Below are 12,187 nucleotides of genomic sequence, written 5' to 3'. Positions count from 1 at the left end.
CCGCGGGGCCCCGGGATGTCGATCCCCGGTGGCCCCGCGCACGCCGTCCCTAGGCGTCCAGTCCGGAGAAGCGGAACAGGAACGCGGCCATCGCATCACGGGTGGTCTTGGCGAACGGGCGGAACTCCGTGCCGCCGTCCGTGTCCCACCCGGTGGTGATGCCGGTGCCCTCGAGCCACACGATCTCGTCGTAGAACTCGCTGGACTGAGGCGTCACGTCGACGAACGGCGACGCCTCCGGCAGCTCCACATCGGGCTCGCCACCGTAGCGGGACAGGAACGCCGCCATCGCGTCACGCGTGATGGGCTCGAAGGGCCGGAACTCCTGACCCGCCGTCGTCTCCCATCCCCGCGACACGCCCTCCTCGTGCATCCACACGATCGCCTCGTAGAACTCGGTGGACTCGGGGCTGACGTCGACGAACGGCGACTTGTCCGGCAGCTCCACATCGGGCTCGCCCGCGTGCCGGTACAGGAACGCGGCCATCGCATCGCGAGTGATGTTCGCGAAGGGGCGGAACTCCACGGAGCCGTCATCGAGCGTCCAGCCTCGAGAGATGCCCTGATCCGCGATCCACGCGATCTCGGTGAAGAACTCCGAGTACGCCGGGCTGTCCGTCTTGTCGCTGACGTCGCTGAAGCCAGCTCCGGGCTCGGGCTCGGGCTCTGTCTCCGTCGGCTCCGTGACGGTGACCGTCCGCACGTCCGAGTAGGCGACGCCGCCGTGCTCATCCGCGGCGCGGACGAACCACGAGTGGGTTCCTGTGCCCGGCTCCCAAGAGGTGGTGACCGCCTCACCACTCGCCACATCCTGGACCGTCGTGATCGACTCGCCAGTCAGCGCGTCGGCCCGGAACTCGTCCGTCTCCAGGACCTTGGTGCGCACGTCGAGCCCCAAGGTGTCGTAGGTCAGGACGAAGTCCTGGTGCTCGTCGTCGAGACTCGGGTCGGTGGCGTTGTAATCCTCCAGGTAGTCCGAGTACGTGCGCAGGTGCACCGACTCGGACTCGTTGTCGAAGTGCAACAGCCGCAGGTACCCCTCGCCGCCATTGGGGAGGCCCTGGTAGTCGAACAGCATCGACGTGACCGTGCGGTCGTCGATCCCGTCGCCGTCGTCGTCGAACGAGTCGTAGCGGGTGAAGGCGTCGTGATAGTGACCGCTGGTCACCACCCGCACATTCGGGTTGGTGGCGATGACCTCATCCATGATGCGCTGCGGGATCGGCCCCAGCCCGCCGGTGGTGAGCATGAACTCGTGCAACTGCACGAACGCCACTCGCTCGGGATACTGCGCGAGCACCTCATTCATCCAGTCGATCTGCTCGTCCCCAGGCGCCCACCCCATGTACAGGAACAGGAAGTCGATGCCGCCGGCGGTGACGAGGTCGTAGTGACCGCGGTTGTCGAGGTGGTCGCCTCCCCACCACGGGTTGGTGTCGAAGCGGGACGCGCCGAACCACTGGCTGAAGTGCGAGTAGTCGTTCGTGGCCTGGTTGACGTCATGGTTGCCGGCGAGCACCCCGTAGGGCAGCCCGGCCTCGTCGAGCATCGCGTAGGCGGGGTCCGCCCGCAGCCACTGCGCCTCCTCCGTCGAGGTGTTCACGATGTCGCCGTTGTGGGCCATGTACTGCAGGTTGAGGTCGTCGCGCACGTCGAGCAGGTACTCGTGGATCGACAGCTGGCGGTCGTAGATGCCCTCGTAGTCGTGCACCCAGTCCTGGTTGTAGTACTGGGTGTCCGATTCCCACGCCAGGGTGAAGTCGTACTCGGACCGAGGCTTGTCGTCCGGGTGGTGCGGTGTGACCGCCGTGGTGCGGGACGACCGGTCGTCGCCGGCGTAACCCTCCGAGTGCTGCACGACCGCGGTGACCACGCCGTCGGCGGCGTACTCCGACGTCGACACCACAGTCTCGAGCGTGAACTCCTCGAGCCCCTCGCCGTCGATGGCCGTGATGTGGCGGTCGGCCTCCACCCACGTGTCCGACTCGGGGTCGAGGACATGGAGCATCACCTTTGCACGGGCGTTGGCGGCGCCGTCCCAGCGCAGCCGCACGTCGCCGTCTACGTCCGTGCCCACGTCCGTCCTGAGCAGCACGTACGGAAGCTTGCTCTCGGACGAGGTGGTGACGGATGTTCCATCGAGGGCGCCGAGAGCGGCGACCTCGTCCGCCGTGACCTCAGTGGCCTCCGTCCGGTCGACGTCGAGAGCGTGAGTCGCCTCTCCCGTCGACACGGTGGTCTCCTCACCGATTGCGAGCGACGAGCCCTGGCGGAACTCGACCTCGAGCACGTCGTCCGTCGGATCGGTCACCGTGGCACTGAGAGGCACCGATCCCTCGATGGTCTCCGCATCCGCGGGCGACAGATCGGCGATCGACGGGTCCTCGACGGGAACCGTGAACGGGATCTCGACCGCGCGGGTGTTGCCCACCTCGTCGGTGGCCGTGATCGCGAGCACGTGGTCTCCTGCCTCGTCGGCGAGGGACGACACCTCGTACGGCAGCACGATGCGGCGCCCGCTCAGCGTCGCCTCGACGGACGCGACGCCGGCCCCGGCGTCGGTCACCGCGGCGTCGAGCGCGCGGACACCGTGCACGACCTCGCCGTCCGTCACCGTGGGCGCGATGGTGGGCGCGGAGTTGTCCACCGTCACCGTCGCCTGCGCCGACTCGTCGCCGTCGACGGCGCTCACCGTGTGCTCGCCGTCCGCCACCGCAGTCGTATCCCAGGCGTGTGCATGCGCGGTGAAGGCGTCATCGGGAGCGGTGAACGTCGCCTCGACGTAGTCGAGAGCGCCGCCCGAGTCGCCCAGGTAGATCCATGCGCTGGCGTCGTAGCCTTCCTGCGGCCGCAGGGTGCGGCCGTCGGGAAGCACGAGCCGCAGGTTGGACACGTTGAAGTTGTCGTTGTTCTCGTCGAGGTCGATCTCCGGCGCCGCCTTGGTGCCGGCGTAGATGCGGACAGAGAAGTCCTCGCCCGGGTTCACCTTCGCCAGCGGCAGCTCCGTCGCCACCGTCACCTCGCGCTCGTAGTAGCCCTCGTCGAAGACGGTGAGCACCTCGCCGTCCATGATCACGCCGTTGCGGAAGTACGCATCGGTCGCCGTGGCCTCGAAGGCGAACACGGGAGCGGACTCGAGCTCCGCATAGGTGTCGACCGGGGCGCCGTCCACGCTGAGTTCCAGGGTCTCGGACACGTCGTCGCCTGAGGCGGAGACCACCGAGGTGCCCGCGAGGTACTGGCCGTCGCTCACGTTGAGACGCAGCGGCGCCTTCTGCTCCGTGCTGGTCACGAAGGCGGGATCCGTCACCGTGTGCTGGAAGCCGTCCGATGCGGACAGTGTGTAGGCGAACTCGGACTTGCCCAGGGTGTCGGCACCGGGGACCTCCACGCTGTAGACGCCGTCTCCGGCCGGCACCAGGTTGTACTCGACCTCGGATTCGTCAGCACCGGATCCCAGGCTGAGCGAGACCGTGCGCACGAGGACGTCGTCCGTCACCGTGGCCGAGAGCTCGAGCGGCTCGCCCGGAGTGAACTGCGCCGGGGAGAGGTCCGTGATGACCGGAGCGTCGCCGGCCGCAGGAGCGGACGCGAGGCCATCGTGAACCTGCGCCGACGTCACGATGCCCGGGGTCGCGGGCGACTTCTCGAGGATTGCCTGCACCGCGTCGCCGTCGCCCGCGACGGTGTAGTGGATGCCCACATCCGGGCTCGTGTCGTCGCCATCGAGGTTGTACGAGACGCGGTTGATCGGAACCTCGGTGTTGGTGATGATCTCCATGCCGCGCAGGCCACCATTGGCCATGCCTCCCACGCTCACCTCGACGATGTCGACGTCCTTTTCGAGCGTCGTGCCGAAGTGGGTGTTGAAGTCGGCCACGCCGAGCTCCTGGTTGCCGCCGTTCTTGACCCACAGCACGAGGGTGCCGCCGGCGGCAATCTCCGCGGCGCGCGGCTGCGAGGGCCACAGCGTCGAGCTCGAGACGGCGCCGTCGCCACCGAGGTACAGGTAGCGCAGCGTGAAGTCCTCCCACGCCACCGGCATGTCCGTGGGGTTGTAGACCTCGATGAACTCGTACCCGTCTGCGCCGTTGACGTTCGCAGTGTCAGGCAGCAACTCGGTGATTTGGAGGAGCGAGGTCTCGAGATCGGCATCAGTGTCGCGCCGCAGCTCGACGTCGAATGCCGTGGCGTCCAAGACGCCCGGGGTCATCGCCGCAGCGGGGGCGTGCACCGGGAGCTCGGTCGCGCCGATGGTCGACGGCGCTCCGAAGTGTGCGGACAGATCGTTGCCCACGTCGGTGCCGAGGTAGTAGGCGTCGACTACCGTCGCACCGTCCTGGTCGACCAGCCGGATGCCCCGCTCGCCGCTGTTGGCGAATGCGCTCTGGCCGTAGAGCTGAGCGACGAGTACGTCCTCAGGGAGCCCCAGGTAGGAGCGGAAGTCGGCCTCCGTCAGGTCGGTTTCGGCGTCGGCGCCGATGTTCCACAGCACGAGAGCGCGGCCTGCGGGGATGACAGAGTCGCCCGCGATGGTGAGAGCCACCGGCTCAGACGCGCCGTAGTACTGCAGGCGCAGACCCTCGGCGGCGAGGTCGATGTCGTCGGTGGTGAGGTTCGCGAGCTCCACGTATTCATACATGTCCGCGCCGCTGTGGTTGGGCATGACCTCGCTGATCACGACCGGCCACTCCGAGGCGACGTCCGCGTCCACCACGATCACGGGGATCTCCGGCTCCGGCCGGGGTGCGAGCAGCGCGGCGTCTGCCTCGCCGGGCGACGGAACCGCCTGCGACTCGCGCACCTGCAAAGTCGGGGACGTGATGTCGTTCGCGACGCCGAACACCGCGGCGCCGTCGACCCCAACATCCGCCGCCCCGTAGTACGCCTCCGCGACCGTCGCGTCCTGTCCGTCGAGGACGCGGATGCCGCGGCCTCCCCCGTTGGCCATGCCGGGCTGCCCCGTCGCGCGCACCACCTGGTACTCCGCGTCCGTGGCGCCACGGGACGCGAAGTAGTCGCGGAACCCCTGCTCGTCGTGCACGAAGCTATCGAGCCCGTCCGCGGTGTAGCTCACCCAGAACGCCACCGACTCGCCTGCGGCGATCATGACGCCCTCGGGGATCGTCAGGTCCACGGGCGTGCTCGCTCCGTAGTACTGGAAGCCGAACCCGGCCGCGTCGAGGTCGATCGCATCGGCCGTCGTGTTGGTGACTTCGAAGAACTCGAACTCATCGGTTCCGGTGGTGTTCGGCACGATCTCCGTGACGAGCAGCGCCGGAGGTACAGGATCCTCCGCTGCGGCTGCGGGCACGAGGCCGACGGTGGTCACCATCACCGCAGCCGCGACTGCGACCAGGTTCCGAGCTCTGAAGGGTGAACTGATCACGAAGGCTCCTTCGTTGGCGCACGCTGACGTCGCGGGCGCGAGGGGGACACGGCGTCGCTGGTCGTCCGCGAGGGGCGGCACGACCGGGACCGCGAGTCAGCCAACAGGACCGCTGGGATGCCAAGCAACCTGGGATGACGCCTTTCACCGAACCTTCACCGAACATTCAGCGGGCGGTGTTCTCAGACCCAAGACCGTCACCCAATGGCCACCGACCGGCCATGAGAAGGGCTAGTGGCGCGACGCGTCAACGACGGGCGGCGGGGCTTCGGGGCGCGTGGCACTCCGGGCAGTGGCGGCGTCCGTGGAGCGGGAGGCGGAGGAGCATTCCTGCCCTTACGCAGGCAAGGGGCACTGCCCGGAAGGGCGGTGCGGCCTGAGGGTGGAGCCTAGGGGAATCGAACCCCTGACCTCCTGCTTGCAAAGCAGGCGCTCTACCAATTGAGCTAAGGCCCCTCGTTCTTCTCTCTAGAGATCAGAACTCGTGGTGGACATCTTCCCAGATGTCGCGCCGCGCGTCACGGGCAAGTGACCCGTACACGGCTGCGGCCACCGCCACCGCTGCGGCGATGATGACGATTCTCTTCATGCCATCACCTCGGTGGGCCCAGGAGGACTTGAACCTCCGACCTCTTCGTTATCAGCGAAGCGCTCTAACCGCCTGAGCTATGGGCCCGATGCGGCGTGAGCCGCGGCGACCAACGATACCCCACGCGCGCACGGCCAACCAAACCCCCGCATCGGCCGTCCCGCGGAGCGGGTGGGAAGGGCGCCGGTCAGTCGTCGGTGAGGGTGACGTAGATGCCGCCCACGACCTTCGAGATGGTGTTGTAGAGGAACGCTCCCAGAGTGAACAGGGCGGTCAGCAGCACAACGTTGACCACGGCCATCAGCACGGTGGCGGACATCCACTTGTTGAGAGCGAAGAACTGCAGGAGGTCCACCTCCTGGTCGTCGGTGAACAGCTGCATGACCCACTCGTTCGCGAGAGCGAAGAATCCGATGCTATCGAGGGCGCCCCACAGGACGTAGACGGCGACCACCATCATGATGCCGATGGCAATGGACAGCAGGAACCCGATCTTGAGGGCGGACCACGGGTCGACACGCGAGACGAGCACGCGCACCTTCCGGGGACCGCCGGGGCGCTGCGATGCCGCGATGTCGTCACTGGAGGTGAGATCCTCCTTCGCCCGCGCGGCGAAGCCCTTGAAGCGGTCGAAGCCGGCGGACGCCGTCGCCCCGACTCCCGCAGCCGCGCCGGCGAAAGCCGCGCCGCGGCGGGAGGACGTGGACTGCGAGTCGGTCGTGGACTGCTCGCCGCTCAATGGATAGGCGTCGCTCGTGGGGGCGCTGCTGGGCGAGTTACTGGGCGCCGATCCCGCGCCGGTCTCCTGCGTGCCCGTCGACGGGGTCGCGACAGGGTTCACCGGCGAGAAAGCAGACGCGGCGGACTGCCGGCTCGCCGTCGGCTGCTGAGCGGACGTGGGCTGTTGAGACGACACGGGCTGTTGAGACGGAACGGGCTGCTGCGCCGAGGTGGGCTGCTGACCGGAGACCGGTGACGACGAGGCGCCGTACGGGGAGGATGGATGCTGCCCTGACACGGGCACGTCGCTCGTGATCGGTCGCAACGACGAGCGCTGCGGCGTGCGCCCAGCGTCGGCTAGGCCGTCATCCTGGCGGGGGCTGAAGGTGGGCCCGGTGCCGGGGTTCGCGCGGTTGTCCGCGTTCATGTGCGTCTCCTCCTCGCCCGCGCGACCGCACGGGCATGGTGTACAGGGTACTGGAGGGCGGTCAAGCACCGCGGTCCGGGCGCGCTGCCCGGCCCGCCCATGCGCGCGGCCCACGCTAGGCGAACGCTCCGCACCGCGCGAGAGGTTCCCCGCGCATCGGCCCTGCGAGCGCGATCGACCCCTCCTGACGCCACGAAGCCGGGCCGCGCTGCACACCATCGTGTTGCAGGGCGACCCGGCCGTGGCGTCACAGGATCGAGCGGGTCAGACGTCGGCTGGTGCCCACTTCGTGCCCGGCTCGCCCGCCTCAACGGGAGCGTCGCCCGCAAGGTTGGCGCGCAGCTGCGCTCCGAGCCCGGCGTCGACGTTGGTCCAGTACTGGATCGCGCGCTCGCGGATGTCGTCCGAGATCACCGCTCCCACGTGACCCGTGATCTGCTCGAGGAAGCGCGCCTTCTCCTCGTCGTTGTACACGTCGCGGTACATGGCGCCAGCCTGGCCAAAGTCGTCATCCTCAGCGTGCAGCACCGCGGCGGTGCGCACCATCTCGCCGTCGGACTCCCAACCGCCCGACTCGGCCGCGCGGGCCGGGTCTGCGTGGGCGCCGCCGCGCGAGTTGGGCGCGTAGACCGGGGTGTCGGCAGAGGAGAACGAGTAGCGCATCGCCCCCTCCTTCGAGTACGAGTGCGCGTCCTGGTCCACGTTCTTCGGAGCATTCACCGGCAGTTGTGCGTGGTTGGTGCCCACGCGGTAGCGGTGCGCGTCAGCGTAGGAGAAGATGCGCGCGATGAGCATCTTGTCCGGCGACGGGCCGATCCCGGGGACGAAGTTCGACGGCGCGAAAGTGGCCTGCTCGATCTCGCCGAAGTAGTTCTCGGGGTTGCGGTTGAGCTCCATGTAGCCCACCTCGACCAGCGGGTAGTCGCCGTGCGGCCACACCTTGGTGAGGTCGAACGGGTTGAACCGGTAGGTCTTGGCGTCCTCGTACGGCATGATCTGGACACTGAGCTTCCAGCGCGGGAAGTCGCCGTCCTCGATGTGCGTGTACAGGTCGCGGATGTGGTGATCGGCGTCGGAGCCGGCCAACTGTGCTGCCTCGTCACCGGTGAGGTTGTGGACACCCTGCTCGGTGTGGAAGTGGTACTTGACCCAGAACCGCTCGCCCTCGGCGTTGATCCACTGGTAGGTGTGCGATCCGTAGCCGTTCATCTCGCGCCACGTGCGCGGCAGCCCACGGTCGCCCATGAGCCACGTCACCTGGTGGGCGGACTCGGGGGACAGCGACCAGAAGTCCCACTGCATGTCGTTGTCGCGCAAGTGCGAGCCTGGCAGGCGCTTCTGCGAGCGGATGAAGTCGGGGAACTTGATGCCGTCGCGGATGAAGAACACGGGGGTGTTGTTGCCCACGAGGTCGTAGTTGCCCTCGGACGTGTAGAACTTCAGTGCGAAGCCGCGGGGGTCGCGCCAGGTGTCGGGTGAGCCCTGCTCGCCGGCGACGGTGCTGAACCGCGCGAGCATGGTGGTCTCCACTCGCGGCTGGAACAGCGCGGCGCGGGTGTAGTTCGCGATCTCGGGGTTGGAGACCGTGAAGGTGCCGTACGCACCGCCACCCTTGGCGTGGACCACGCGCTCGGGGACACGCTCACGGTTGAACTGCGCGAGCTTCTCGACGAGGTAGTGGTCGGTCAGCGAGATGGGGCCGTCGACGCCCACTGTCTGCGAGTGCTCGTCAGAGGCGACGGGGGCCCCGGCATTGGTGGTGGTGTACTTCTCAGTCACGTCTGATCTCCTTGATTGACGGTTGACAGGTGCAAAATCAGGTGGTGGCCGCGTCGCGGGCGGCCGATGCGTTCGTACAGTCGGCGCAGACGCCCCAGAAGGTGACCTCGGCCTCGGTGAGGTCGAATCCGTGCGTCTCGCTGGGCGACAGGCACGGCGCACGACCGGTCACGCAGTCGACGTCGGCCACGGCACCGCACCGCTGACACACGATGTGGTGGTGGTTGTCGCCTACCCGCAGCTCATACAGTCCGGGGTGCCCGGCGGGCTCGATACGGCGCACGAGGCCCGCAGTCGTGAGGTCACCCAGCGCGTTGTACACGGCCTGGCGCGAGGTGGTGGGCACGCGCAGTTCCACGCGCGGGACCAGGGCATCGACCCCTGAGTGGGGCATGTCCTGGAGCGTGTCGATGACCGCGACGCGCGTGTTCGTCACGCGCAGCCCGGCGCCGCGCAGCATGGCGGTCGCGTCGAGCAGGGTGCTGGGGGACATGCGTGCCAGGCTACCCGCCTTTATTGACACAGTCAAAAGACGGATCGCTTACGGCTGCGGCGTGCCGACCGGCCGGCCGGATCAACTGAGCCCTCGCCCCCGCCGCACACGGGGCTCGCGAGCGGGCCGCTCAGTTGGTCCGGCTGTTCGGTTCGCGGACACGGCAGGCGGCCGATGCTCGGGCCGCGCGGGCGTGCACCCGGGCGTGACCTTCGGCCCAGACGGCAAGGTCCATGGCGGCGTAGTTTCGAGCCAGAGACAATACCCCTGGAGGTATCTGATGAAGCTGGTCGTCATTGGCGGCGTCGCCGCCGGAGCGTCCACGGCGGCGCGAGTACGCCGCCTCGACGAGTCCGCGGAGATCGTGGTGTTCGAGCGGGGCCACCACGTCTCCTTCGCGAACTGCGGGTTGCCGTACCACGTGGGCGAGGTGATCACCGAGCGTTCACGCCTGCTGCTGCAGACGCCCGAGAGCCTGCGCGAATCCCTCGCGATCGACGTGAGGATCGCCACCGAGGTCATCGCCATCGACCGCGAGGCACGCACCGTGTCCGTGCGCGAGGTCGACTCCGGTCGCGAGTACACCGAGGGCTACGACGCGCTCGCGCTGTGCATGGGCGCCGAGCCCGTGCGCCCGCCCCTGCCAGGGATCGACCTGCCGGCCGTCCAGGTGCTGCGGCGCATCGGCGACATGGACCGCATCAAGGAACGCCTCGACGCGGCTCTGACTCAGCAGCAGGCCGGCCGCCGCGGCGTGGTCACCGCCGTCGTCGTCGGCGCCGGATACATCGGACTCGAGATGGCGGAGAACCTGCACCACCGCGGGGTACGCGTGGACGTGGTCGAACTGGCGGACCAGATCCTGCCTCCCGTTGACGCCGACATCGCTTCCCCCGTGGAACAGCACCTGCGGGCCCGCGGCATCGGCCTGCACCTGTCGACTGCAGCGGCCGCGTTCCGACCGCTCGCGGACGCGGACAGCGAAGACCGCGTGTCCGTCGAACTGAACTCTGGGACCACGATCGCCGCGGACCTCGTGATCCTCGCCGCTGGCGTGCGGCCCGCCGTGGCGCTCGCCGTCGACGCCGGCATCGACCTCGGCCCCAAGGGCGGCATCGCGGTCGACACCCACATGCGCACCTCCGACCCGCACGTCTGGGCCGCAGGCGACGGCGTCGAGACCCCGCACCCGGTGCTGCCGGGCACCCACCTCAACCCGCTTGCCGGGCCCGCGAACCGGCAGGCCAGAGTGGCCGCAGAGAACATCTGCGGCCGGGACACCGAGTACGTCTCGACCCAGGGCACCAGCATCGTCAAGGTGTTCGAGATGGTCGCGGGCGGCACCGGTGCCACCCGGCGGCAGCTTGACGCCGCGGGCATCGCGTACCGGGTGGTTCACGTCCACCCCTCCGGCCACGCCGGCTACTACCCGGGGACCGCCATGATGCACCTCAAGGTGCTGTTCTCTCCCGACGACGGTCGTGTGCTGGGAGCGCAGGCGTGCGGCTTCGACGGCGTCGACAAGCGGCTCGACCTGTTCGCGATGGCCATTCGCGCGGGACTCACGGTGAACGACCTTGAGGAGCAGGAACTTGCCTATGCGCCGCCGTTCGGCTCTGCCAAGGACCCCGTCAACATGGCCGGCTTCGTGGCCTCCAACGTGCTGCGCGGTGACCTCACCCTTTGGTACGCCGAGGACTACCCGGTCGCCACCGAAGGCGCCAGGCTCATCGATGTGCGCACGCCCGAGGAGTACGGCGTGTGGCACATCCCCGGCGCGGAGTCCGTGCCGCTCGCGACGTTCCGGGAGGCCATGACGGATTGGGACCGCACCGCTCCCATTCGCCTGTACTGCGCGGTGGGTTTCCGTTCCTACCTGGCGCATCGCATTCTGGTGCAGAGCGGATTCGAGGATGTCGCCACCCTGTCAGGAGGGTCGACCACCTTCACCCACGTACACGGCCGCGCCGAGGACACCTACGACGCACAGCCGCCGATGGCGAACTATGCGGAGAAGGTGAGTGTCGCATCGGCCGTGGCGACGGCGACGGGCTCGAGCACTGACCTCGACTGCACCGGGCTCGCGTGCCCGGGCCCCATCATGCGCCTCGCCGGCGCCATGAAGGCGGCCGATGCGGGGGACGAGATCCGCATTACCGTCTCCGATCCTGGCTTCGCTCTGGACGGGCCCGCCTGGGCGTCGAAGAACGGTCACACCCTGGTCGACATCGAGCCGAAGGGTCCCGGCTACGTGGCGACGTTCCGCAAGGGCGGGTTCGCACCCGTCGCCGTGCATCGCGCTGGCCCGGAGAAGACTTCGATGGTGGTGTTCTCCGGCGACCTCGACAAGGTGATCGCGGCGTTCATCATCGCCAACGGCGCGATCGCGATGGGCCAGGAGGTGTCGATGTTCTTCACGTTCTGGGGCTTGAACTCGCTGCGCCGCGAGGACCCGCCCCGGCGCGAACGCAAGGCCATGGAGAAGATGTTCGGCGTGATGATGCCGCGCGGCGCGGGCAAGCTCACCCTCTCGCAGATGCACATGGGTGGCGCGGGCACCGCAATGATCAAGAGCGTGATGCGCCGCCACGAGGTCCAGCCTCTGCCGGAGCTCATCCAGGCGGCTCAGGACGGCGGTGCCCGACTCATCGGCTGCACGATGACGATGGACCTGTTGGGCATCGCGGCGACGGACCTGATCGACGGCGTCGAGCTGGGAGGGGTGGCGACGTTCCTGGGGGAGTCTCAGGAGTCGGGCAGCACGTTGTTCATCTGAGTGCCGGGAGGGGC

General features: G+C 68.4%; 5 protein-coding genes and 2 tRNA genes. 1 reads left to right on the top strand and 6 read right to left on the bottom strand.

What is annotated here, in order from left to right; translation table 11 throughout:
* Window positions 1–49: 49 nt before the first annotated feature.
* The 6 genes from ACNI3K_RS02555 to ACNI3K_RS02530 form a co-directional block, all read right to left on the bottom strand.
* The gene (locus ACNI3K_RS02555; RefSeq protein WP_419390286.1) at window positions 50–5,389 is read right to left on the bottom strand and encodes a lamin tail domain-containing protein; all 5,340 of its coding nucleotides are present in this window, start codon (window positions 5,387–5,389) and stop codon (window positions 50–52) included.
* A gap of 383 nt (window positions 5,390–5,772) precedes the next feature.
* Window positions 5,773–5,845: transfer RNA gene (locus ACNI3K_RS02550), tRNA-Ala, on the bottom strand.
* Window positions 5,846–5,991: 146 nt separating this feature from the next.
* Window positions 5,992–6,065, bottom strand: a tRNA-Ile gene (locus ACNI3K_RS02545).
* A gap of 100 nt (window positions 6,066–6,165) precedes the next feature.
* A complete protein-coding gene (locus ACNI3K_RS02540; protein WP_419390285.1) occupies window positions 6,166–7,125 on the bottom strand; it encodes a DUF3566 domain-containing protein in 960 nt (319 codons plus the stop codon).
* Between the two features lie 264 nt (window positions 7,126–7,389).
* A complete protein-coding gene (locus ACNI3K_RS02535) occupies window positions 7,390–8,904 on the bottom strand; it encodes a catalase (RefSeq protein WP_419390284.1) in 1,515 nt (504 codons plus the stop codon).
* A 37-nt stretch (window positions 8,905–8,941) separates the two neighbouring features.
* A complete protein-coding gene (locus tag ACNI3K_RS02530) occupies window positions 8,942–9,397 on the bottom strand; it encodes a Fur family transcriptional regulator (RefSeq protein ID WP_419390283.1) in 456 nt (151 codons plus the stop codon).
* Window positions 9,398–9,677: 280 nt separating this feature from the next.
* Here ACNI3K_RS02530 and ACNI3K_RS02525 point away from each other — a divergent pair, with 280 nt between their 5' ends.
* Window positions 9,678–12,173, top strand: a complete 2,496-nt coding sequence (locus ACNI3K_RS02525; RefSeq protein ID WP_419390282.1) for an FAD-dependent oxidoreductase — start codon at window positions 9,678–9,680, stop codon at window positions 12,171–12,173.
* The last annotated feature ends 14 nt before the right edge of the window (window positions 12,174–12,187 follow it).

The sequence above is a fragment of the Demequina ureilytica genome, from assembly GCF_048553575.1.
Lineage (GTDB): Bacteria > Actinomycetota > Actinomycetes > Actinomycetales > Demequinaceae > Demequina.
Note: the sequence above shows the minus strand (reverse complement) of the source record. Positions and strands in the feature narration are given on the sequence as shown.